The organism is Pseudomonas sp. AC016 (genome assembly GCF_979253365.1).
Genome location: NZ_CEEDCC010000001.1, coordinates 2703548 through 2727728 on the forward strand (window position 1 = coordinate 2703548; position 24181 = coordinate 2727728).

The following is a 24181-nucleotide window of genomic DNA, read 5'->3' on the forward strand; positions in this document are numbered from 1 at the left end:
GAAACGTTTTATCAGGTCGCCGCTTCGGTGGTTCGCACGGCTCCGCGCCGGCTCTGCTGCTGGTGGGAAATCACACAATTGCGCCCCGCGCCCTTCGCGGCGTAGAGCGCCTGGTCGGCAGCCTTGAGCACTTCTTCAGGCGTGCGATGTTCCGGCTGACGCTCGGCCACACCGATGCTGACAGTGACCGACACGGTGCCGGTGTGCGCGCCACCTCGGCGTTGACGACCTTGCTGGTCGTCCTGTGGCCGACTGTCCTTGTTGCGCAGCTGGATTTCGTAGCTGGCAATGGATTCACGAATCGCCTCCAGATGCGGCAGGCATTCGTCAATGGTCTTGGCCGCGAACACGATGGCAAACTCTTCACCGCCGTAGCGATACGCCTTGCCACCGCCATTGGTGATTTTCGACAGCTTACTCGCCACCAGACGCAGCACTTGGTCACCTACGTCGTGGCCGTGGGTGTCGTTGAATTTCTTGAAGTGGTCGACATCACTCATCGCCAGTACGTAATTGCGCCCCAGGCGCTGCATGCGTTCGTTCAGCGCACGACGTCCGGGCAAGCCGGTCAGCTCGTCGCGGAAGGCCATTTGATAGGCCTCATGAGCAACGGCGGCGGCGATCATCAGCATCACCTGGCTGCACAGGATATTCAGCGTGAACGGCAGAATGAAGGTCTTGGGCAACGCCCAGAACAGACCCAGCAGACCGACAAGTTGCGCCGCGTGCAACGGCCTGGGTTTTTCCAGGTACTGCCAGAGCAATACGGCGAACGAGATCAGGAACATCGCGTACGACAACTGGATCAGGCTCATCCACGCGCCATGCAGCGCTGGCCAGCGAATGTCGGCAAGCCAGGTCTGCAACGCCATCGGGTAACTCTGCTCAAGCCCCAACGCGACACTCCCCACGGCCAGCAGCACCGCAAGCCGTGCAACCAGATCCTGGAACAGATGCGTGCGCTCTTCCCACGCAGCGTAAAGTCCGAAGAGCACAGGCAGCAGCAGACACACCAGATGAAAGATCACCGCAGCGTCTTCGCGTACCTTGCCGAAGTCGCGGTAATAGTCGGTCTGGGTGTCCAGCAGGTAATAGGCGATGTACACGGTGATCATCAGAAACAGCTCGCGCTGACGCCGGTAGACACCACAGTAGGCGCCGCCCAACAGCAGCACGAGAGTCGGCAGCACGTTGAACAGCGAGGTGAAGAACACGTTCAGGTCTTTGACATACGCAGCCGCCAGCCCCGCCACCAACAATGCCAGTGACGGCAGAAAATGACTCAGTCGCGCAGCAGATGGACGTAACAAAAGAGGCTGTCTCCTCGCCTGAACCCGGGCAACACCCGAATCAATAGCATTGTGCCTTCATCCTGAAAACAATGCATTCAGCAGGATTGAACAGTGACTGATTCTGTAACGGCAGGAGACGGAAAAGGTTTATCGATTGATGGTAAATAGCCATACAACGCTGAGTGATCGCAGACAGGCGGCGTCTGATCGTTCGTCACGCTCCGTGTCCCGGTATACACACTGAAATCCCTGTGACCCGACCATTTGGGACGCGGAGCGTCATGGGATGCATGCCCACGCGATGGGCACGATCAGTGTGCTTGAGACCGCTGATCGCTCCCACGCTCTGCGTGGTAACGCCGCCTAGGACGCTCCGCGTCCGCTCTCCATGTGACGCAGAGTGTCATGGGCACGATCAAATCCGGGACCCAAAAAAGCCGCCTGATCAGTGATCAGGCGGCTCGGGTGATTCGGACCGGACTCAGTAAGCCAGGCCGAAATCTTCCTCTTTCATTTCCATCAGGTTGCCAGCACCGGACAGCATGGTGGCGACGTGAGTGCGGGTGCGCGGCAGGATGCGCTGGAAGTAGAACCGCGCGGTCTGAATCTTGGCGCGGTAGAACGCCTCGTCCGACGTACCGGCTGCCAGCTTCTCGGCCGCCAGACGCGCCATGTCTGCCCAGAAGTAGGCGAGGCAGGCGTAGCCCGAATACATCACGTAATCGACCGAAGCAGCGCCGACTTCTTCACGGTCCTTCATGGCGGCCATGCCCACTTTCATGGTCAGTTCGCCCCACTCCTTGTTCAGCGCTGCCAGCGGAGCCACGAATTCCTGAACGGACTCGTTGCCTTCGTTGGCCTGGCAGAACTTGTGCACGATTTTGGTAAAGCCCTTGAGCGCTTCGCCCTGAGTCATCAGCACCTTGCGGCCCAGCAGGTCGAGTGCCTGGATGCCGGTGGTGCCTTCGTACAGCATCGAGATGCGGCTGTCGCGAACGTTCTGCTCCATGCCCCACTCGGCGATAAAGCCGTGACCGCCGTAGATCTGCACGCCGTGGTTGGCGGCTTCGAAGCCCACTTCAGTCATGAACGCCTTGGCGATCGGGGTCATGAAGGCCAGCAGCGCATCGGCTGCTTTCTTCTGATCGGCATCTTCGCTGTACTTGACGATGTCGACCTGCTTGGCTGTGAAGTACACCATGGCGCGTGTGCCTTCGGCGAACGCCTTCATGGTCAGCAGCATGCGACGCACGTCCGGGTGAACGATGATCGGGTCAGCCGCCTTTTCAGGTGCCTTGGGGCCGGTCAGAGAACGCATCTGCAGACGCTCACGGGCGTATTTCAGACCGCCCTGGAACGCCAGCTCCGCGTGAGCCAGACCCTGCAATGCAGTGCCCAGACGTGCCGTGTTCATGAAGGTGAACATGCAGTTCAGGCCTTTGTTCGCCGGGCCGATTAGGTAACCGGTCGCACCGTCGAAGTTCATTACGCAGGTGGCGTTGCCGTGAATGCCCATCTTGTGTTCGATGGAACCGCAGTTCACTGCATTGCGCTCACCAACGCCGCCATCGGCAGACGACAGGAACTTGGGCACGATGAACAGCGAGATGCCTTTGGTACCAGCCGGAGCATCCGGCAGGCGGGCCAGCACGATGTGGACGATGTTATCGGCCATGTCGTGCTCGCCAGCGGAAATGAAGATCTTGGTGCCGGAGACCTTGTAGGTACCGTCAGCCTGAGGCTCGGCCTTGGTGCGCAGCATGCCAAGGTCGGTGCCGCAGTGAGGCTCGGTCAGGCACATGGTGCCGGTCCATTCGCCAGACACCAGTTTGGTCAGATACGCCTCTTGCTGCTCGGGCGTACCGTGTTCGGAAATGGTGTTCATCGCACCATGCGACAGGCCTGGGTACATGCCCCACGACCAGTTCGCTTCACCGACCATCTCGCTGACTGCCAGACCCAGCGATTCAGGCAGGCCCTGACCGCCGTGCTCGACGTCATGCGCCAGGCTCGGCCAGCCGCCTTCGACGAACTGTTTGTACGCTTCCTTGAAACCGGTCGGCGTCTTCACGCCGGTTTCGCTCCAGGTACAGCCTTCGATATCGCCTACCCGATTCAGCGGAGCCAGCACCTGCTCACAGAACTTGGCGCCCTCCTCGAGAATGGCGTCAACCATGTCCGGGGTAGCGTCCTGGCAGGCTGGCAGACTCTGATAGTGCGCTTCGTAGCCGAGCAGTTCGTCACGAACGAAACGAATATCACGCAAGGGGGCCTTGTAATCAGGCATAGCGATTAACCTCTGCTGATGAATCCTGGAACGAATGACCGGGCGGTGACTGGAAGCATGCTTCCAGAACCAGACAATCTCGTATGCCTTACGGTCAAACAGGTGTTTGAAACATACGTTTACGCCTAAACCTTGTCAATAGCGGCGCACGCACCATTCGTCCACAATGCGCTGCAGACCACGCAGGCAAAGGGAAGCGGCGTTATGTAAACGATTGTGTGGAGTCTAGTTGAGCAGCAAGGGGTTGCAGCGGCGATACAGGATGGTGATACGGGGAGATTCAGCGCATGACGCCGTGCACGGAAGGCACGGCGCGAAGGTTACAGACAGTGATCAGGCGTAGGTATCGATCAGCGTGCCCAAGGCTTCATTACTGGCTCTCTGCGCAGCAAGTCCAGCTTCGATCTGCGATTTGCCAGCCGCCAGTTCGACGATGTTGGCAGGCAGGTCGGAACGCTGGCTTCGATCGACCGAACGCAGGTTCTCGAGCTGGAAGTCCGAAGACTGGCTTCGGCCCGACACTTCGATATTACTGCTGGCGATCTGCGTGGCTGCCTGATCGACACGGCTTTGCCCGACCTGCATGGCGCTCAGACCTGGGTAAAGAGTGTTATTCATGGTGATTTGCATAAGCCGATCCTCGGTTCAAATAGCGAACAAAGCCATTGAACCAGTAACGGCGGGGAAATGCTCGACAAATAGACTAATGGCACTAGGCCTTTTAATAGCTTGAGTCTTGAGAAATCAAAACATTCATGCCGGTCAATAAGATAGACGCGCTATGCATCGAGAAGCTCCAGATGCAGACAATGCGCCACGTTTTCGGCGTCGGGATTCTTAAGCCGTGGCACACGCCCAAGGCACGGCGCCGGAAGACGCTCGGCCAGCGTGGCGAGGTTTTCTTCCAGCCGCGACGTCTTGCCGTCGATGATGTTGGCGACCCAGCCCGCAAGGTGCAGCCCGTCTCTGGCAATCGCCTCCGCCGACAGCAGCGCATGGTTGATGCAGCCGAGGCGCACGCCAACCACCAGAATCACCGGCAGCCCCAAGGCAATGGCCAGGTCGGACAGATTGCTCTGATCGGCCAGCGGCACGCGCCAGCCTCCCGCACCTTCGATCAGGGTGAAGTCCGCCTGTTTGTTCAGGATGTGCTGCATCGGTTGCAACAGGGAACGAACGGTCAGTGCCACACCTGCCTCACGCGCAGCCAGATGAGGTGCGATCGCGGGCTCAAAAGCGACCGGATTGACTTCGTCATAGCTCAACGTGATGGAGCACTCGGCCTGCAACGCCAGCGCGTCGGAGTTGCGCAGCCCCTGGGGGGTGACAACACAGCCTGATGCAACCGGCTTGCCCGCCGCCGTGCTCAGGCCGCTCAGTCGTGCCGCATGCAGCAGGCCGGCTGCGACCGTGGTCTTGCCGGCATCCGTGTCAGTTCCGGTGATGAAATACGCAACGCTCATCTCGGCGCTCTTCCCTTTATGAAGTGAACCCGGTCAGGGTTTTTCAAGTACCGCATAGACCACCTGGTAGGTGGCGGGCAGCCCTGCGCTCTGGCGAAAGCGCTCGTACGCCCGCACCAAGCCTAGAATCCGTTCGCGTCCCGTCAAGCCGCTGGGCCGCCCGGGGTTGAGGTTGTGGGCGCCCAGCGCTTTCAGTTCATGGGTCAGGCTGCGCACGTCCGGGTAATGCAGCACATGCGGACGCACTTCAAGGCTGCTGACGCTCAAACCGCTGGCTGCGCACAACTGACGGTAGTCGTCCTCACGCCGAAAGCGGTTCACATGCACCCGACCATCGACCGCCTGCCAGCTTTCGCGCAGTTCATACAATGTCCCCGTGCACAGGCTGGCGAAGGCAAACACCCCGCCCGGCTTCAGCACCCGAAACGCTTCGCCCAGCACAGCCCTGAAGTCTGCGCACCACTGCACGGCTAGGCTGGAAAAGATCAGCTCGCAGGACTCATCGGCCAATGGCATGCGCTCGGCATCGCCTGCCACGAAATGCCGGGCGCCGCCCAAAGGTTGAGCATGACGCAGCATGCCTTCGGCGATGTCCAGCGCGACACCTTCGCTGGTGTCGAATCTCTGCGCCAGTACGCGGCTGAAATAGCCCGTTCCACTGCCCAGATCCAGCCAGCGTGAGGGAGCGCATTCGGTTGGCAAGCGGGACATCAGCTCGTGCCCGACGGCGCGTTGCAATTCAGCGACGCTGTCGTAACTGCTCGCTGCGCGGGAAAATGAGGCCGCGACCTGACGCTTGTCAGGCAGACCTGCCGACAGCACGGCATGTGAAAGGTCAGTCATGGTCCGACTCGTGTTCCGATTCATGTAGAAAAGCCTGGATCGCAGCCGCCACGCCGTGAGGGTTTTCCAGAAGGAAGGCATGGCTGGCCTGTTCGATCACGCCGACTTCAACGTCCGGCAAAAGGTCCAGCAGATCACCCGCAGCTTCGGCTGGCACGAATGCATCAAGCCCGGCAAACAGATGTAACTGGGGTCCACGATAGGTCTGCAACGCACTGCGCGTGTCGAGTTGCTGCAGGATCTTCAGCCCGTCGACCAGCGCAGTGGGCGAGGTATGCGGCGCGCCGGCCTTGAGCAGTCGGGCGAGTCCACGCGGGTCTTCCGCGCCTTGGGTACACAACAGGCTGAAACGTTTGAGGGTTGCATCAGGATCGGCAGCGCAACCTGCCAGAAACGCCTCGAAATCCTGCGCAGGCATCGCATGCGGCCAGGCACCCTGCGTGACGAAACAGGCATTGCTGGCCAGCGTTAACAGGCCGCAACAGCGTTCGCCGCGCCGGGCCGCCAGTTCTCCCGCGAGCATTCCGCCCAACGACCAGCCGCCCAGCCAGGCGTCGTCGGGAAGGTTGGCGTCCAGCTCATCGAGCCAGTCGTTCAGCTCACAGCTGTCGATGTCCGGAAGCGGCTCGACCTCGACGCGCAAATGTTCGTCCAGCCCGCGCAACGCAGCCGCCAGCGGTTCAAGTGGCGAAACACCCAAGCCCCAGCCCGGCAGCAGGATCAGACGATCACGCATGATCGGGCTCCATTGATTCAACCACGTCCAGCAGCGGGTAACACTGCTCCAGTGCATTCAACAATAGCTGCACTTGCGCCTCGGTGTGCGCCGCCGACAGTGTCACTCGCAGACGCGCTCTGCCGACAGGCACGGTGGGCGGGCGAATGGCAGTCACCATCACGCCGCGCTCGCGCAGCAGTTGCGACAGGCGCAAGGCACGTCCGGCGTCGCCGATCAGAATCGGCTGGATGGGTGTGAAGCTGTCCATCAGTTGCAGGCCCAATTGCTCTGCGCCGTGGCGGAATTGGCGGATCAGGTTGGTCAGATGTTCGCGACGCCAATGCTCGGTGCGCAGCAGCTCCAGGCTTTTAAGCGTCGCGCAGGCCAGCGCAGGCGGCTGGCTGGTGGTGTAGATGTAGGGCCGGGCGAACTGGATGAGGGTTTCGATCAGCTCTTCACTGCCCGCCACGAAAGCTCCGGACGTGCCGAAAGATTTGCCGAGCGTACCGATCAGCACCGGCACATCCTCCATGCTCAGGCCGAAATGCTCGACAAGCCCGGCACCGTTGGCGCCCAGCGGACCGAAGCCATGCGCATCATCAACCATCAGCCACGCGCCTTTGGTCTTGGCGGCACGCGCCAGCGCAGGCAGGTCGGCCACGTCGCCATCCATACTGAACACGCCGTCGGTCACCACCAGCGTATCGCCCACCGATTTTTCCAGTCGGGACTCGAGGCTTGTCACGTCGTTGTGCAGATAACGGGAAAACCGCGCGCCGCTCAGCAGACCGGCGTCCAGCAGCGAGGCGTGGTTCAGACGGTCTTCCAGCACGGTATCGCCCTGCCCCACCAACGCTGTGACAGTGCCGAGATTGGCCATGTAGCCGTTGGAGAACAACAAGGCGCGCGGCCGACCGGTCAGTTCGGCCAAGGCTTCTTCCAGCGCATGGTGCGGCGTGCTGTGGCCGATCACCAGATGCGAGGCTCCGCCGCCGACACCCCAGCGCTCGGCGCCCGCCTGCCACGCGGCGATCACCTCGGGATGATTGGCCAGCCCCATATAGTCATTGTTGCAGAAGGCCAGCAGCGGCTTGCCATCGACCACCACCTGCGGCCCTTGCGGGGTCTGCAGCAGGGGTCGCTGGCGATAGAGATGTTCGTTGCGGCGCGCCTCGAGTCGGGTACGCAGATCGAAAGACATGCAGGCTCCGCTCCAGAGGGTCAGGCAGACGCTGCGTCGTAGAACAGCGCACTGCTTTGCTGCTCGATCAGTGCCTGCTCGATGGCGGCCTGATGCACTTCGTCAGGATGCTCTTCGCCCGCTTCCGGCTTGATGCCCAGACGGGAGAACAGCAGCATGTCCTTGTCGGCCTGCGGATTGGCGGTGGTCAGCAGTTTGTCGCCGTAGAAAATCGAATTGGCACCGGCAAGGAACGCCAGCGCCTGCATCTGCTCGTTCATCGCCTCGCGGCCAGCGGACAGGCGCACGTGGGATTTGGGCATCAGAATCCGCGCCACCGCCAGCATGCGGATGAAGTCGAACGGATCGACGTCTTCTGCATTTTCCAGCGGCGTACCGGCGACTTTCACCAGCATGTTGATCGGCACCGACTCGGGGTGCTCGGGCAGGTTGGCCAACTGGATCAGGAGACCGGCGCGGTCATCGAGCGACTCGCCCATGCCCAGAATGCCACCCGAGCAGATCTTCATTCCGGCATCGCGTACGTAGGCCAGGGTCTGCAGGCGTTCGCCGTAGGTACGGGTGGTGATGATGCTGCCGTAGAACTCGGGCGAGGTGTCCAGGTTGTGGTTGTAGTAGTCCAGTCCGGCGGACGCCAGCGCTGCGGTCTGGTCCTGATCCAGACGACCCAGGGTCATGCAGGTTTCCAGGCCCATGGCCTTGACGCCTTTGACCATCTCCAGCACATACGGCATGTCCTTGGCCGACGGATGCTTCCACGCCGCGCCCATGCAGAAACGGGTCGAGCCGATGGCCTTGGCACGAGCGGCTTCCTCCAGCACTTTCTGGACTTCGAGCAGCTTTTCCTTTTCAAGACCGGTGTTGTAGTGACCGGACTGCGGGCAGTACTTGCAGTCCTCGGGGCAGGCACCGGTCTTGATCGACAGCAGGGTCGAAACCTGAACGCGGTTGGCGTCGAAATGAGCGCGGTGCACGGTCTGCGCCTGAAACAGCAGGTCATTGAATGGCTGTACGAACAGCGCCTTGACCTCGGCTAAAGTCCAGTCGTGACGCAGAGTGGCGGTGATGCTGGCGCTCATCGGGCGGCTCCTTTGTGGTTCTGGGGGCTGAGCGCGGGGACGAAAAGACCACAAGCGCTACACGGATGTTCGGCATATTTAAGGAAGAGCGATGCGCTGTCAACCAAGACACAAGCATGAGGTTTACATCTGGTTAAAAAACAAACAGACCTGTTTGTTATGCGATGAGCGCAGCGATGTCCCGTTGCCCATTTGCATGCCGTGCGAAACCGAGCTGCCGTGGCTCGGCGACCAATGCGAGTGCTGCGCCCTGCCCTTGCCGATGTTCGGCATGAGCTGCGCGCAGTGCATCAGAAAGCCGCCCGCCTTCACTCAGGTGGTCGCGCCCTGGCTGTATGACTTCCCGGTTGACAGTCTGATCACCCGCTTCAAGCACAACGGCAAATGGCCCATGGGGCGGTTGATGGCTGAACTGCTTGGGCAGTTTCTACAGCATCGTTTTGACGAAGGACTGGCACGCCCTGATTATCTTGTGCCTGTACCGCTCGCCAGCAAACGCTTTCGCCGGCGAGGTTACAACCAGGCTGCCATGCTCGCCGCGTGGCTGAGTAAAGAACTTCAACTGCCGATGGACGAGCGCCATGTGCTGCGAATCCGTGACACGCCCAATCAACAGGGTCTGGATGCCAAGGCACGCAAGCGCAACCTGCGCGGGGCGTTCGCTCTGGTGGATGCCGAATGGCTGCGCGGCAAGCATATCGCCCTGGTGGACGACGTACTGACCACCGGCTCCACCGCCGAGGTGATTGCCCGTTTATTGACCGGTGCAGGTGCCAGCCGGGTGGACGTCTACTGCCTGGCCAGAACGCCCAAGCCGGTGGAAGGGTCATAGATCTCCAGCACACCGATCGTGCCCATGCTTCGCGTGCACATGCAGCCGTGACGCTCTGCCTCACATCAACAGCGTCAACAGCGGACGCGGAGCGTCCCGAGAGGCGTTACCACGCTGGAGCGTGGGAACGATCAGCGTGAAGTTGACGAAGCGAACACAGGGCATGGGAACCATCAGATGTTTTACACTCGCGCCACCTGCCAGAGCGTTCAATCACCATGCCGTTACCCCCCCTCCTCACCCAACACATGGCCCGCCGCCCGCAACGCATTGCGCTGTTGCAGCACATTGACGAGCAGGGTTCGATCACCCGTGCGGCCAAGAGCGCGGGGCTGAGTTACAAGGCGGCGTGGGACGCCATCGACGAGTTGAACAATCTGGCGCAGAAGCCGCTGGTCGAGCGCAGCGTTGGCGGACGCGGCGGTGGTGGGGCGAAGTTGTCGGCAGAGGGCGAGCGGGTGCTGCGGCTTTATCAACGGGTTCAGGCACTTCAGGCACAGGTGCTGGAAGCCGCCGAAGACAGCAGCGACCTCGACCTGCTCAACCGCCTGACCCTGCGCACCAGCGCGCGCAACCAATTGCTGGGGCGGATCGTGAGCATCACCCGGCAAGGCCATAACGACACGGTTCGCCTGCACCTCGCGGACGAGGTGTTCATCGACGCGCAAATCACTCACGACAGCAGCCTGCGGATGGAGCTGAATATCGGGACTGAAGTCGTCGCCCTGATCAAGGCCGGATGGCTGGAATTGTTCGCGGCGGACCACTCTGAAACATCGGGAAACAATTGCCTTTTTGGACAGATCGAAGAAGTGATCGACGCCGAAGACGGTCCCAGCGAAGTGCGCATCTTTCTGCCCAGCGGCCATACGCTGTGCGCCCTGGCGAGCCGTGACGTGTTACACACGCAGCAGTTGGAAACCGGCAATCCGGTGCAGGTTCGCTTCGCGCCTTCACTGGTTCTGCTGGGCACGCCGCTCTAACGATTCAGGGCCATTGTTACGACACAATTCCGTCATACACGCGCTTTAAGGTAGCCACCACATTTGTGGGAGCCGTGATGATGAAACTATTAGAAGAAAATCAGTCCACCGATCTGGAAAACATGGTCGGTCTCACCCGCCGGGGCTTCATCAGCGCGGGCGCCCTTTGCGGCGCTGCGATGTTTCTGGGCGGCAACCTGTTGACCCGTAGCGCACTGGCCGAAGGCATCAGCTCGGCTTCCCGCAGACTGCTGGGTTTTGAAAGCATTCCCGCCGCCACGGCCGACAGCATCAGCCTGCCGGCGGGCTACACCTCCTCCGTATTGATCAGCTGGGGCCAGCCGCTGGAGGCGGGCGGCCCGGCGTTCGATCCGAGCGGCAAAGGCTCCGCCCGAGCGCAGGAAGTGCAGTTCGGTGACAACAACGACGGCATGAGCCTGTTCCCGATGCGCGGCCGCAAGGATCGCGCGCTGATGGCGATCAACAACGAATACACCAACTATCGCTACCTCTTCGATCACGGCCAGACGCCGCAATCGGCCGAAGACGTGCGCAAGGCCCTGGCCGCCGAAGGCGTTTCAGTGATCGAAGTCCAGCAGAAGAACGGCAAATGGCAGTTCGTGCAGGGCTCGCGCTACAACCGTCGCATTCACGGCAACACGCCGATCAAAGTGAGCGGCCCGGCCGCTGGCCACGAATGGCTCAAAACCGAAGCCGACAGAACCGGCACCCGCGTGCTGGGCACCTTTCAGAACTGCGCCAACGGCAAGACGCCGTGGGGCACTTACCTGACGTGCGAAGAGAACTTCACCGACTGCTTCGGCAGCACCAATCCTGATCAGGTCTTCGATGCCGGCATGAAGCGCTATGGCGTGACAGCTGCCAGCCGGGATAACAACTGGCACCTGTACAACCCGCGCTTCGACGTCGCCAAGAACCCCAACGAGATCAACCGTCACGGCTGGGTGGTCGAGATCGATCCGTTCGAGCCCGACTCCATGCCGGTCAAACGCACCGCGCTGGGTCGCTTCAAGCACGAGAACGCCGCCTTCACCCTGACCAAGAGCGGTCGTGCCGTGGTGTACATGGGCGATGACGAACGTGGCGAGTTCATCTACAAGTTCGTCAGCCGCAACAGGATCGATCGCATCAATCCAAAGAACAACCGCAACATGCTGGACCACGGCACGCTGTACGTGGCGCAGTTCGACGGTGGCGACAACAACCCGGACCACCCGAAAGGCAAGGGTCAGTGGATCGAGCTGACCCATGGCAAGAACGGGCTCGACGCAACCAACGGTTTCAACAATCAGGCAGAAGTGCTGATCCACGCGCGCCTGGCCGCCAGCGTCGTGAAAGCCACGCGCATGGACCGCCCGGAATGGATTGTGGTCAGCCCCAAGGATGGCCAGGTCTATTGCACCCTGACCAACAACGCCAAGCGCGGCGAGGATGGCCAGCCGGTCGGCGGTCCGAACCCGCGGGCCAAGAACCAGTACGGGCAGATCCTGCGCTGGCGTGAGACGAAAGATAACGCCTCGTCCCTGACGTTCGAGTGGGACCTGTTTGTGGTCGCGGGCAACCCGACCGTGCATCCGGGTACGCCGCAGGGTGGCTCCAGCAACATCACCCCGCAGAACATGTTCAACAGCCCGGACGGCCTGAGCTTCGACGCGGCCGGTCGCCTGTGGATCCAGACCGATGGCGACTCCAGCAACAAGGGTGACTTCGCAGGCATGGGCAACAACCAGATGCTCTGCGCCGACCCGGCCACCGGTGAAATCCGTCGTTTCCTGGTCGGGCCGGTCGGCTGCGAAATCACCGGCATCAGCTTCGCGCCGGACTATCGCACCATGTTCATCGGCGTTCAGCACCCCGGCGAGAACGGCGGCTCGACCTTCCCCGAGCACCTGCCCAACGGCAAACCGCGCTCATCGGTAATGGTGATCACCCGCCAGGACGGCGGCATCATCGGCGCCTGACGCAGTCACTGATCGTGATGATCGTTCCCACGCTCTGCGTGGGAATGACTCCCAGGACGCTCCGCGTCCGCTCTCGAATGTGGCGCCGATGTGTGCCCAGGTTCCAGCGTTATCCACGTCATGCGCCCGACTGACTGAATTCTCAGTCTGTGCCATTTGTGACGCGGAGCGTCACGGGATGCATGCCAACGCGGAGCATTGGCACGATCAACAATCCGATATGGCCAACCTCAGTCAATCAAGCCGTTCACGTCATAAAACGGATACGGCCCTTCATATTCCCCGAACACCGCGTTATGGCTGACCAGCCCTTCCTGCGGATGCCAGCGGTGCAGTACGTAACCTGCGGGCTCCAGATTGAAATGCGCAGGCGCGGCTTCGTCCAGGTCGAGCACGATCTGGTGTGAAGTGCCGGGGCAGACGCAGGTCAGGCTGCCACCGAAACGACGCTGCATCGGCCGGTGCAAATGCCCGCACAACATACGCTCCACCTGCGGATGCCGGGCGATGACCCGCTCCAGCTCCACCGCGTTACCGAAAGGCTTGTGATCCATGTGACCGATGCCGGACATGAACGGCGGGTGATGCAGGATGATCACCGTCGGCACATCGGGGCGACGCGACAGTTGAGCGTTCAGCCAGTCAAGCTGGCAATAATCCAGCTGTCCGCCATGCTCGCCGGGGATGGTCGAATCCAGGCCGATCAGACGCACCGGATGCTGCTCGACCACCCAGTCCAGCGGACCGTCTGCGGACAGCGGCAGGTACACGTGGTCGGCAAACGCAGCCAGCAAATGCTCGCGGTCGTCATGATTGCCGGGTACCAGATAGAACGGCATCTGCAGACGCTCCAGCTCCGGCCTGAGCACCGCGTATTCATCGGCCCTGCCAAAGTCCACCAGATCGCCGCTGATCACCACAATATCCGGCCGCTGTTTGCTGGCATTGATGTGTTCGACAGCGCGGCGCAACGCGCCCAGTGTGTCGACGACCCCGTAGGTCAGACGGCCATCGGCCTTGAGGTGCAGGTCACTGATCTGGGCAATAAGAAACGGACGATTCAAAATAATTTCTCGACAGAAAAACGGCTTACGAATGCAGGGTGAACAGCACTTGCGGCTCGACACTCAAGTCAAGATGCGCGCCTGCCGCATGGATCAGGTTATCCGGGCTGTCGACCAGCAACGGCTGAGCGCCGCCCACGTCCACCAGCAGCCGACTCTGCGCGCCCTGAAAGAACTGACCGACCAGCCGGCCCTGCAACTGCCCGCCTCCGGACGTCAGGCGCAGGTGCTCGGGACGGCAATACACCGTGCCCGGCAGATCGACGCCCGACCATGGCAACTCACCACCCGTGACCTTCAGGCCTGACTCGGTACGCCCAAGCACGCTGAACGCATTGAGGTTGCCGACAAACCCGGCCACAAACGCGTTGGCAGGCTGCTGGTAGATTTCCCTCGGTGTCGCCAGTTGCGAAACACAGCCTTTGTCCATGACCAGAATCCGGTCACCCAAGGCCATCGCTTCGCCCTGATCGTGGGTCACGAACACCGAGGTGATGCCCAGCCCGCGCAACAGTTGATCCAGCTCGCTGCGTAGACGCTCACGCAGTTGTGCGTCCAGCGCGGCCAGCGGTTCGTCGAGCAGCAACACCCGAGGACGCGGCGCCAGCGCACGTGCCAGCGCAACGCGCTGACGTTGCCCGCCGGACAGCTCATGAATGCGGCGCTTGCCGTGATCGGTCAGGCCGACCAGTTCAAGCAACTCATCACAGCGCTTGTTGCGCTCGGCGTGGGACAGGCCGCGAATCTTCAGGCCGTAGACGATATTGCCCGCCACATCGAGGTTAGGAAACAGCGCGTAATTCTGGAACACCATGCCGACATCACGCCGTTCGATGGGCAGACGCGTCATGTCCTGATCGTCGAACAGCACCTGACCGACATCCGGACGCTCAAGCCCGGCTATCAGGCGCAACGTGGTGGTTTTACCGCAGCCCGACGGGCCGAGAATGGCCAGCGTTTCGCCCGGTTCAATGGTCAAGTGCAGGTCCTGTACAGCAACGGTGCCGTCGGCAAATGCCTTGCGGCAGCCCTTCAGGCGTATGGTCGTGCCGCTCATCGGCTGTCTCCTCGGGCAAGACGGGCGCTGATGGCCTGCAACGCAATCAGCAGCGGCACAATCAGCAACAGAAAAAGAAGGGTGTAGGCGCTGGCCACTTCCAGCCGCGCCGACGCGTAACTGTCGGCCAGACCGACCGGCAGGGTTTTGGTCATGGGGGTATGCAGCATCCAGGTCAGGTTGAATTCGCCCAGCGACAAGGTCACCACCATCAGAACGCCGGCCAGAATCCCGGCGCGGCAGTTGGGTACCACCACGCTGAAGAAGCGCTTGATCGGTCCGGCGCCCAGACTTGCCGCCGCCTCTTCCAGCACCGGCAGTTGCTGGCGCTGCATCACGGCCATTACCGGACGTACCAGAAACGGCAGGGTGAACAGCACATGGCCAACCAGAATGAACAGCCAACTGCCGCGAAAGCTGCCGAATTGCCCGTAGGTCAGCAGTAACGCCAGAGCACTGGCCAGACCGGGCATGGCGACGGGCAACACCATCAGTTCTTCAAAGGCACGACTGAAGCGGTTATTCATGCGCACCAGCGCATAAGCGGCCGGCACGCCGATCAGGCAGACGCACAGCGCACAGGCCACGGCCAGTTGCAGCGAGAGCCAGACGGTCGGCGAATAGGCCTGCCAGACCTGCACCAGCCAGTCGAAGGTCAGCCCGCTGGACAGGCCTTGAAAATAATTGCGCGTCAGACCGGCCAGCAGCGAAAGCACCACGGGCACCAGCATGAACGCGCAAACCAAAAGGGTGAACAGCAACTGCGCAGCAAACAGAGGAGAACGTTTCACAGGGCAATCCCCGAGTTCTTGACCAGACGGCGCGCCAGCAGCAGCACTGCCCAGGTCACCAGACCGAGGATCACCGACAACGCAGCGGCGACCGTGAAGTTGGCGTAGTTGGTGAACACGTTATAGATCGCCACCGGCGTGACATTCAGGCGTGTGCCCAGCGTGAACGCCGTACCGAATGCGCCCATCGACGTGGCAAAACAGATCGCGCCGCAGGACACCAGCGCAGGCATCAGGCCCGGCACAATCACGTCGCACACCACACGCAAGTGTCCTGCGCCCAGGGAATGCGCTGCTTCCTCCAGACTCCGGTCCAGACTCTCACAGGCCGCCATGACCGTGAGGATCACCCGCGGAATCGAGAAGTACAGGTAGCCGATGAACAGGCCGGTCAGCGAATAGGCGAAGATCCACCGCTCACCTGCCAGTTCCAGGCCGAGCGCGGCAAAGATGCCTTGCCGACCCGCCAGCAAGATCACCAGAAAACCCACCACCACGCCAGGAAACGCGAGCGGAAAAGTGAGCAGCGCGACCAGCGCGGAGCGGCCGAAGAACTGATTGCGGGCAAGAAATACACCACTGATTCCACCGACCAGCAAGGCGGCCAGTGTCACCACGGCAGCCAGCACACAGGTCTGCGCAAGACTGCCCATGTATTGAGCGCTGCTCAGCACTTGCCAGTAACCGCTGCCATCCACTTCGTTGCCCTGCGCACCGAGCACGATGAGGTGCGTCAGCGGCAGCAGCCAGAACGCCATCAGCACTGCCATCGCCGGGGCAAGCGCCACGGCAGCGGTCGGGCGCAGGCGCAGCCTGGACAATCCGCTCGAACGCAAAACAATGGCGTCTCCCAGCGAGGCTGACATTACTTCACCTCACGCAGGTAACGGGCCGCGAAGGCTTCCTGCACCGCCGCCATGTGCTGGTAATCCACCACGTCTGCGCGGGCATAGTCGCTGTCCGGGAGGAACTGTGCGGCCACCTCGGCAGGCATGTTCGAGCGCACCGGACGCAGATAGGCCTTGGCCCACAGCGCCTGCCCCTCGTCGGACAGTACGAAATCCAGCACCTTCTCGGCGTTGACGCGATGAGGCGCCTTGGCCACCAGACTCATCACGTAAGGCACACCGATGGTGCCTTCCTTGGGAATCACGAACGCGACGTTGGCCTTGTCCTTGTAGCGAGCGCGATAGGCGTTGAAGTCGTAGTCGACCAGGATCGGCAACTCACCGGACAGCACGCGGGCATAGGCCGTTTGCTTGGGCACGATGGGCGAGTTTTTCGCCAGTTTCTGGAAGTAGTCGATGGCTGGCGCAAAATTGTCCAGCGTGCCGCCCATCGCCTGGTTGATCGCCACAGCTGAGACGTAACCCACGAATGCGCTGGACGGATCAAGGTAGCCGACCATGCCCTTGTACTCAGGCTTGAGCAAGTCTGCCCAGCTCTGCGGCACAGGCAGACCGCCCAGTGCGTCGACGTTGACCATAATGCCCAACGTGCCGGAGTGAATGGCGAACCAGTGCCCTGCCGGGTCTTTCAGGCCAGCCGGAATATCATCCCAGTGCTTGGGCTTGTAGGTGTCGACCACCCCGGCCTTCTGCGCCTGCAGACCGAAGGTCACGCCGAAATACACCACGTCGGCAACCGGCGCAGCCTGTTCGGCGACGATCTGCGCCAGGGCCTGCCCGGAGTTCTTGTTGTCGAGCGGCACCTGCACGCCGGTGCTGTCGGCGATGGCCTTGAGCTGCGAGCCCCAGTCCGCCCACTCGGGCGGGCAGTTGTAGCAAATCGCGGTTTCGGCGGCCTGAGCGAGGCTGGCCGCGCCACACAACAACAGTGCCGCGAGGGTTTTACTGAAGCTGAGCATGAAGCGTCTCCTGATAGGACTGGGTACTTTCACCGGGCCGGATATGGCACGGCAGGCAGTGAGAAACCGGCGCAGATCCAGCGATCTGCGCCAGCAATTGATCAATAAGGGTGTGCGCCAGCTCGGCAATGGGCTGAACGACGGTGCACAAGGTCGGGTGCATCTGGGTGCCCAGGGCAATGCCATCGAAGCCCATCACCGAAACGCGGCCGGGAACCTCCAGCCCGTTGCGCCGCAACTCGGCAATCAGGCTGATGGCCAGCAGGTCGTTGGAGCAGACCAGCGCTGTCGGTGCGTAGGGGCCGCGCAACAGAGGCTCGATTGCGGCGAAATCCGCCTGGGTGTGAGCCGGCATTTCAATGACTGGCAGTTGTTGAAGCCCCTGCGTGAGCATCGCGTCGCCATAGCCCGTGTAACGCAGGCGCGCACGGTCGGACTGCATGGCCGGACCCGCGACCATGGCGATGCGCGAGTGCCCGAGTTCGATCAAATGGCGTGTAGCCAGCGCCATGCCTGCCCGGTTATCCACCGACACAGCGCTGTAATCCGGATTGCTGGTCTGGTGGTAGGCGAGCACGAAAGGCGTGTCTTCATTGATCAGGCTTTGCAGGACCTGATTGTGCTCGGCATCGGTCACCGTCAGCACCAGTCCGTCGACCCGCTGGCGCAACAGCTCTTCCACCACGTCGCTTTCACGCTCGCTGGCGTAATCGGTGGTGACCAGCAACAGGTTGTACCCGCGACGACGGGCGGCGCTTTCCATCGCCTGGAACTGTTCGGCGAAGACCGGGTTATGAAGGTTGGGAACGACCACGCCGATCAGGTTGGTGGTCTGCAGGCGCAACTGACGGCCCAGCCGGTTCGGACGGAAGCCCAGCTCGCGTGCGGCGACGAATATTTTTTCACGCGTGTCGGCGCGCACCACATCGGGCGTCGCAAAGGCGCGGGCAGCCGTGGCCCGGGAAACCCCGGCCAGTCGCGCAACCGCTTTCAGATCCGTCATTGTCGCCCCTTTTTGAGATCGATCTCATTGGCGGCGACTCTAGTGATCCCATATGGCTGAACAGAGAACGGACGATGAACGTTTGGTGACAATCGAATGCTTGCGCAGATAAACCGTCAGGGCTTTGGCGAACCGGGACCGGTCTGCGTTAACATCAGCGGTCCGACGCGGCAACCTGCTGCGCGCAGGAGTAGTCATGGCTCATCCGTTCGCAACACTTACTCCCGACCTCGTCCTTGATGCCGTCGAAAGCATCGGTTTTCTCAGTGATGCGCGCATCCTGGCGCTCAACAGTTATGAAAACCGGGTGTATCAGGTCGGTATCGAAGACGGCCAGCCGCTGATCGCCAAGTTCTACCGCCCGCAACGCTGGACCAACGAGGCGATTCTCGAGGAGCACAGCTTCACGCAGGAGTTGACCGCAGTCGAAGTACCCGTGGTCGCGCCCATGGTGCACAACGGTGAAACCCTGTTCGAGCATGCAGGCTTTCGCTTCACCCTGTTCCCACGTCGTGGCGGACGCGCCCCCGAGCCGGGCAATCTCGATCAGTTGTACCGCCTGGGCCAGTTGCTGGGCCGCATCCATGCCGTCGGTGCAACCAAGCCGTTCGCACATCGCGAAGCGCTGGGCGTGAAGAATTTTGGCAATGACTCGGTCAACTACCTGCTGGAAAACGACTGCATTCCGCGCAGCCTGTTGCCCGCCTACGAGTCCGTGGCGCGCGACCTGCTCAAGCGGGTCGAGGACGTTTACGCCGCAACGCCGCACACCAACATCCGCATGCACGGCGACTGCCACCCCGGTAACATGATGTGCCGCGACGAAGTGTTCCACATCGTCGACCTGGACGACTGCCGCCTGGGTCCTGCGGTGCAGGACGTCTGGATGATGCTGGCCGGTGACCGCCAGGAACGTCTCGGCCAACTGTCCGAGTTGATGGACGGCTACAACGAATTCCACGATTTCGATCCGCGCGAACTGGCTCTGATCGAGCCATTGCGCGCCCTGCGCCTGATGCACTACAGCGCCTGGCTGGCGCGCCGCTGGGATGACCCGGCATTCCCGCACAGCTTCCCCTGGTTCGGCACCGAACGTTACTGGGGCGACCACATTCTGGCCCTGCGCGAGCAGATGTCGGCGTTGAACGAGGAGCCACTGAAGCTGTTTTGAACACTCAATGATCGTGCCCACGCTCTGGACTCGGCGTTATACACAAATCCTCCTGGAGGAATACGATGATGATCGTTCCCACGCTCTGCGTGGGAATGCCTCCCAGGACGCTCCGCGTCCGCTCTCGAATGTGGCGCAGATGCGCGCCCAGGCTCCAGCGTTATCCACGTCATGAGCTCGGCTCACTGGAGCCCCAGCCTGTGCCATTTGTGACGCGGAGCGTCACGGGAGGCATGCCCACGCGGAGCGATGGGCGCGATCAGTGTCGAGGCGGACGTGTGTATAACCATGAGCACTGTGCGCGGGCACGATGAAACACTTATAAAAACCTGCTTTTAAGGGACGACCCATGCAAGCTGCCAATCCGCGTCGCGGATACATTCTCGGCCTGAGTGCTTACACCATCTGGGGCCTGTTCCCCATCTACTTCAAAGCCATTGCCGCCGTACCGGCCATCGAGATCATCATTCACCGAGTGCTCTGGTCCGCGCTGTTCGGCTCGATCGTGCTGATGTTCTGGAAGCACCCCGGCTGGTGGCGCGAACTGCGGGACAACCCGAAACGCCTCGCCGTGCTGGCGCTCAGCGGCTCACTGATCGCAGCCAACTGGATTGTGTACGTGTGGGCGGTGAACAACGGGCGCATGGTTGAAGCCAGTCTTGGGTATTACATCAATCCGCTGGTCAACGTGCTGCTCGGCATGGTGCTGCTGGGCGAACGGCTCAGGCGTCTGCAGTGGTTGGCGGTGGGATTTGCAGCAGCCGGGGTGGCGCAGCAGGTCTGGCAGGTCGGCAATCTGCCGTGGGTCTCGCTGGTGCTGCCGCTGACATTCGGCTTCTACGGGCTGATCCGCAAGAAAGCGCCGGTCGCCGCCCTGCCCGGTCTGGTCGTGGAAACCTGGATGCTGGTGCCGCTGGCGCTGATCTGGCTGGCGCTTAATCCTGGCGCGCTGAGTGCCCAGGCCGAGTTCTGGACCACCTCTCAGGCCATCTGGCTGGCAGCCGCAGGCCCGGTCACGCTGATCCCGCTGGTGTGTTTCAACGCCGCAGCCCGACATCTGCCTTACACCACGCTGGGCTTTCTTCAGTATCTGGCACCGACACTGGTCCTGTTGCTGGCCGTGCTGCTTTACGACGAGCATATGAACGCCAGCACCATTGTCACCTTCGCCTGCATCTGGGCGGGTCTTGCGATTTACAGCATCGACGCCTGGCTGAGTCTGCGCCGCCGAAGCTGATCAAAAAACATACAGAACCTTGCAAGCCACGTTCTACGTGGCCTGCAAAGGGTTCTCCAACGGTTATCCACAGGCAGACTCACGCTATTTGTGCACAAGCCGTTGAAACTGTTGAATTTTTGATCAACTCTCGCAAAGCCGCGCTACACATGGCGTGCAACGCGATTCCCCCAGCTTATCCACAGGCAGGTGCAGGATAAGCGTGGATAAACCTCAGCGTGGTTTGTCTTCTGAACGCAACACCAGCTCCACCATCAGGTCATCCGCCAGTGTTTCCAGCCGGGCCTGCAAGTCGTCCAGCGACAGGGTCAACGGCACGCCGAGCAGTGCATCGGCGTGAAACAGCAGTTCGCTGCTCATGGGCGCAGGCGATACATCGGTGATCAGCCGTTCGACGTTGACGCCCTGCTCCGCCAGTACCCGGGTGATGTCACGCACGATACCGGCGCGGTCGTTGCCGACCAGTTCCATGCTGATCGGTCGGGTCTGGCCGGTGGTCTCGACCACGCTTTCGGCGAGCAGCATGCGGATGCCATGAGCCGAGAGCGCATTCAGCGCTGCGATCAGGTCATCGTACTTTTCAGGTTCCACGCCCACTTTCAGAATGCCCGCGAACTGCCCAGCCATGCGGGACATGCGGCTCTCAAGCCAGTTACCACCCTGCTCGGCGATGCATTGGGCAATACGCTCGACCAGGCCGGGCTTGTCAGGTGCAACCAGCGTTACGACGAGATGATCCACGGTCAATTCCTCTTGTTGTTCACAATGCAAGGGTTGGATGAGTATAGGCACGGTTGCGTAGCGGACCGCGAATGGCAAATCGTGTACCGTTCAACACGGCATGTGGAACAATCCAGACGGCTTTAGAGCACAGTGCGAAGAAAGCGTGACCGGATAAGACAATCCAGTCGTTCTATCGACATATTCGCCAGCGTTTTCACAATGCTGCCGCTCATGTAGTATTTCGCAGCGCGCACTACATAACACCAAAATCAATAACAGAGCGCTCTTTGAGTGAGCTCGACCCTGCTGAGCAGAGTGAGGCAAGTGCAATGACTGAGTACGTTCAAGTCGGTGGCCTGCGGGTCGCCAAAGCCCTGTATGACTTCGTACAGAACGAAGCCATTCCCGGAACCGGCCTCAGTGTCGACGCGTTCTGGGCCGGTGCGGACCAACTGATCCACGACCTCGCTCCGAAAAACCGCGCTCTTCTCGAAAAACGTGACGACTTGCAGGCCAGAATCGATGCCTGGCATCAGTCCCGTGCCGGACAGGCCCACGACGCCTCGTCTTACAAGGCATTCCTTCAGGAAATCGGTTATTTGCTGCCAGAAGCAGCGGACTTCCAGATCACGACGCAAAACGTCGATGAAGAAATCGCCACCATGGCCGGCCCGCAACTGGTCGTGCCGGTGATGAACGCACGCTTTGCGCTCAACGCGTCCAACGCCCGCTGGGGCTCGCTGTACGACGCGCTCTATGGCACCGATGCCATCAGCGAAGCAGGTGGCGCCGAGAAGGGCAAAGGCTACAACAAGGTACGTGGCGACAAGGTCATTGCCTTCGCCCGCGCCTTCCTCGACGAAGCCGCGCCGCTGTCGGCGGGCTCGCACGTTGAATCGACCGCCTACAGAATGGTCGACGGCAAGCTGGTGGTCAGCCTCAAGGGCGGCAGCAACACCGGGCTCAGGAACGACTCACAATTGATCGGCTTCCAGGGCGATGCCTCGGCACCGATCGCCGTGCTGCTCGAACACAACGGCCTGCATTTCGAAATCCAGATCGACGCGTCCAGCCCCGTCGGACAGACCGACCCTGCAGGCGTGAAAGACATCCTGATGGAAGCCGCGCTGACCACCATCATGGACTGCGAAGACTCCATCGCTGCGGTCGATGCCGACGACAAGGTCGTCGTGTATCGCAACTGGTTGGGCCTGATGAAAGGCGATCTGGCCGAGTCGGTGTCCAAGGGCGGCGAAACTTTCACCCGCACCATGAACCCGGACCGTGTCTACACCACGCCTGCTGGCGGCGAAGTGACGCTGCACGGACGCTCGCTGCTGTTCATCCGCAACGTCGGTCACCTGATGACCATCGATGCGATTCTGGACAAGCACGGCAACGAAGTGCCAGAAGGCATCCTCGACGGTCTGCTGACCAGCCTCGCGGCGATGCACAACCTCAACGGCAACACCACACGCAGCAACAGCCGTCGCGGTTCGATGTACATCGTCAAACCGAAAATGCATGGCCCGGAAGAAGCGGCGTTTACCAACGAGTTGTTCGGCCGTGTCGAACAAGTACTGGGCCTGCCACGCAACACACTGAAAGTCGGGATCATGGACGAGGAGCGCCGCACCACGGTGAACCTCAAGGCCTGCATCCAGGCTGCCAGCGAGCGCGTGGTGTTCATCAACACCGGCTTCCTGGACCGCACGGGCGATGAAATTCACACCTCAATGGAAGCAGGTCCGGTGGTGCGCAAGGCGCAGATGAAGGCCGAAAAATGGATTGCGGCCTACGAGAACTCCAACGTCGATATCGGCCTGAAATGCGGCCTGCAAGGCAAGGCGCAGATCGGCAAGGGCATGTGGGCAATGCCTGACCTGATGGCTGCAATGCTGGAGCAGAAAATCGCTCACCCGCTGGCCGGTGCCAACACCGCGTGGGTACCTTCGCCGACGGCTGCTGCCTTGCATGCGCTGCACTATCACAAGGTCGATGTGTTCGCCCGTCAGGCCGAACTGGCCCAGCGCGAGCCTGCGTCTGTGGACGACATCCTGACCATCCCGCTCGCGCCTAATATCAACTGGACGCCTGAAGAAATCCAGAACGAGCTGGACAACAACGCGCAGGGCATTCTGGGTTACGTGGTGCGCTGGATCGATCAGGGCGTAGGGTGCTCGAAGGTGCCGGATATCAACGACATCGGCCTGATGGAAGACCGCGCAACGCTGCGCATTTCCAGCCAGCACATGGCCAACTGGCTGCGCCATGGCGTGGTCACTGAAGCGCAGGTGCTGGAAAGCCTCAAGCGCATGGCGCCGGTGGTGGATCGCCAGAACGCAGGCGATGCGCTGTATCGTCCACTGGCTCCGGACTTCGACAGCAATATTGCCTTCCAGGCAGCGGTTGAACTGGTGATCGAAGGCACTCGCCAGCCGAACGGCTACACCGAGCCGGTGCTGCATCGTCGTCGTCGCGAGTTCAAGGCTAAAAACGCTCAGTAACGCCACAGGCAAAGCGCGCTCCAGGGCTCAGGCCCTGGCGGCGCACGCGCCAACCGTAATTTACTGAAATGTACGCACGTC

21 protein-coding genes are annotated in these 24181 nt (G+C 61.2%); 6 read left to right on the forward strand and 15 right to left on the reverse strand.

Annotated features, from left to right (window positions below):
• Positions 1–11 precede the first annotated feature (11 nt).
• From AC0IXS_RS12220 to bioB, 8 genes are all read right to left on the reverse strand, one after another.
• Entirely contained in the window at positions 12–1310 is a 1299-nt protein-coding gene (locus tag AC0IXS_RS12220) for a GGDEF domain-containing protein (protein WP_025994840.1), read from the reverse strand.
• A 463-nt stretch (positions 1311–1773) separates the two neighbouring features.
• On the reverse strand, positions 1774–3579 hold the full coding sequence (locus tag AC0IXS_RS12225; protein WP_025994839.1) for a phenylacyl-CoA dehydrogenase: 1806 nt from the start codon (positions 3577–3579) through the stop codon (positions 1774–1776).
• A gap of 333 nt (positions 3580–3912) precedes the next feature.
• Positions 3913–4209: a hypothetical protein gene (locus AC0IXS_RS12230; protein WP_004880111.1), complete on the reverse strand. Its 297-nt coding sequence runs from the start codon at positions 4207–4209 to the stop codon at positions 3913–3915.
• Positions 4210–4358: 149 nt separating this feature from the next.
• Positions 4359–5042, reverse strand: a complete 684-nt coding sequence (gene bioD / locus AC0IXS_RS12235) for a dethiobiotin synthase (protein WP_471824721.1) — start codon at positions 5040–5042, stop codon at positions 4359–4361.
• Positions 5043–5075: 33 nt separating this feature from the next.
• Positions 5076–5885 (reverse strand): malonyl-ACP O-methyltransferase BioC, encoded by an 810-nt coding sequence (gene bioC / locus AC0IXS_RS12240; protein WP_122668095.1) that lies wholly within the window; start codon positions 5883–5885, stop codon positions 5076–5078.
• Positions 5878–6621 (reverse strand): alpha/beta fold hydrolase, encoded by a 744-nt coding sequence (locus AC0IXS_RS12245; RefSeq protein ID WP_057409249.1) that lies wholly within the window; start codon positions 6619–6621, stop codon positions 5878–5880. Before AC0IXS_RS12245 ends, bioC begins: the two co-directional genes overlap by 8 nt.
• Positions 6614–7804, reverse strand: coding sequence for an 8-amino-7-oxononanoate synthase (bioF, locus tag AC0IXS_RS12250; RefSeq protein ID WP_471824724.1), 1191 nt, complete (start codon positions 7802–7804; stop codon positions 6614–6616). The genes AC0IXS_RS12245 and bioF overlap by 8 nt, the downstream gene beginning before the upstream one ends.
• 20 nt (positions 7805–7824) lie before the next feature.
• Complete coding sequence (gene bioB / locus AC0IXS_RS12255) at positions 7825–8883, reverse strand: biotin synthase BioB (protein ID WP_057409247.1); 1059 nt, start codon at positions 8881–8883, stop codon at positions 7825–7827.
• Between the two features lie 91 nt (positions 8884–8974).
• Between bioB and AC0IXS_RS12260 the strand changes: the two genes are divergently transcribed.
• From AC0IXS_RS12260 to AC0IXS_RS12270, 3 genes are all read left to right on the forward strand, one after another.
• The gene (locus tag AC0IXS_RS12260; protein WP_471824726.1) at positions 8975–9715 is read left to right on the forward strand and encodes a ComF family protein; all 741 of its coding nucleotides are present in this window, start codon (positions 8975–8977) and stop codon (positions 9713–9715) included.
• Positions 9716–9933: 218 nt separating this feature from the next.
• Positions 9934–10698, forward strand: a complete 765-nt coding sequence (locus AC0IXS_RS12265; RefSeq protein ID WP_057409245.1) for a TOBE domain-containing protein — start codon at positions 9934–9936, stop codon at positions 10696–10698.
• A gap of 80 nt (positions 10699–10778) precedes the next feature.
• Positions 10779–12680, forward strand: coding sequence for a PhoX family protein (locus AC0IXS_RS12270; RefSeq protein ID WP_057409253.1), 1902 nt, complete (start codon positions 10779–10781; stop codon positions 12678–12680).
• A 230-nt stretch (positions 12681–12910) separates the two neighbouring features.
• Here the strand turns inward: AC0IXS_RS12270 and AC0IXS_RS12275 are convergent, their stop codons facing one another.
• Genes AC0IXS_RS12275 through AC0IXS_RS12300 form a run of 6 tightly spaced genes read right to left on the reverse strand, consistent with a single transcriptional unit; the run spans position 12911 to position 18462 of the window.
• On the reverse strand, positions 12911–13744 hold the full coding sequence (locus AC0IXS_RS12275) for a phosphodiesterase (RefSeq protein ID WP_057408149.1): 834 nt from the start codon (positions 13742–13744) through the stop codon (positions 12911–12913).
• Between the two features lie 25 nt (positions 13745–13769).
• Entirely contained in the window at positions 13770–14801 is a 1032-nt protein-coding gene (locus AC0IXS_RS12280) for an ABC transporter ATP-binding protein (RefSeq protein ID WP_057408148.1), read from the reverse strand.
• Positions 14798–15592 (reverse strand): ABC transporter permease, encoded by a 795-nt coding sequence (locus tag AC0IXS_RS12285; protein ID WP_024688179.1) that lies wholly within the window; start codon positions 15590–15592, stop codon positions 14798–14800. Before AC0IXS_RS12285 ends, AC0IXS_RS12280 begins: the two co-directional genes overlap by 4 nt.
• A complete protein-coding gene (locus AC0IXS_RS12290; protein ID WP_471824730.1) occupies positions 15589–16458 on the reverse strand; it encodes an ABC transporter permease in 870 nt (289 codons plus the stop codon). Before AC0IXS_RS12290 ends, AC0IXS_RS12285 begins: the two co-directional genes overlap by 4 nt.
• Positions 16458–17459, reverse strand: coding sequence for an ABC transporter substrate-binding protein (locus AC0IXS_RS12295; RefSeq protein WP_122668098.1), 1002 nt, complete (start codon positions 17457–17459; stop codon positions 16458–16460). The genes AC0IXS_RS12290 and AC0IXS_RS12295 overlap by 1 nt, the downstream gene beginning before the upstream one ends.
• Positions 17443–18462 (reverse strand): substrate-binding domain-containing protein, encoded by a 1020-nt coding sequence (locus tag AC0IXS_RS12300; RefSeq protein ID WP_057408145.1) that lies wholly within the window; start codon positions 18460–18462, stop codon positions 17443–17445. The genes AC0IXS_RS12295 and AC0IXS_RS12300 overlap by 17 nt, the downstream gene beginning before the upstream one ends.
• 196 nt (positions 18463–18658) lie before the next feature.
• On the opposite strand from AC0IXS_RS12300, the gene AC0IXS_RS12305 reads away from it, so the two are divergent.
• Both AC0IXS_RS12305 and rarD read left to right on the forward strand, forming a co-directional pair.
• Complete coding sequence (locus AC0IXS_RS12305) at positions 18659–19633, forward strand: serine/threonine protein kinase (RefSeq protein WP_025994825.1); 975 nt, start codon at positions 18659–18661, stop codon at positions 19631–19633.
• Positions 19634–19982: 349 nt separating this feature from the next.
• Positions 19983–20870, forward strand: a complete 888-nt coding sequence (rarD, locus tag AC0IXS_RS12310; RefSeq protein WP_004880142.1) for an EamA family transporter RarD — start codon at positions 19983–19985, stop codon at positions 20868–20870.
• 213 nt (positions 20871–21083) lie between these two features.
• Here the strand turns inward: rarD and AC0IXS_RS12315 are convergent, their stop codons facing one another.
• On the reverse strand, positions 21084–21611 hold the full coding sequence (locus AC0IXS_RS12315; RefSeq protein ID WP_057409208.1) for a glycine cleavage system transcriptional repressor: 528 nt from the start codon (positions 21609–21611) through the stop codon (positions 21084–21086).
• A 311-nt stretch (positions 21612–21922) separates the two neighbouring features.
• Here AC0IXS_RS12315 and AC0IXS_RS12320 point away from each other — a divergent pair, with 311 nt between their 5' ends.
• Positions 21923–24100: a malate synthase G gene (locus AC0IXS_RS12320; RefSeq protein WP_122690314.1), complete on the forward strand. Its 2178-nt coding sequence runs from the start codon at positions 21923–21925 to the stop codon at positions 24098–24100.
• Positions 24101–24181: the final 81 nt, after the last annotated feature.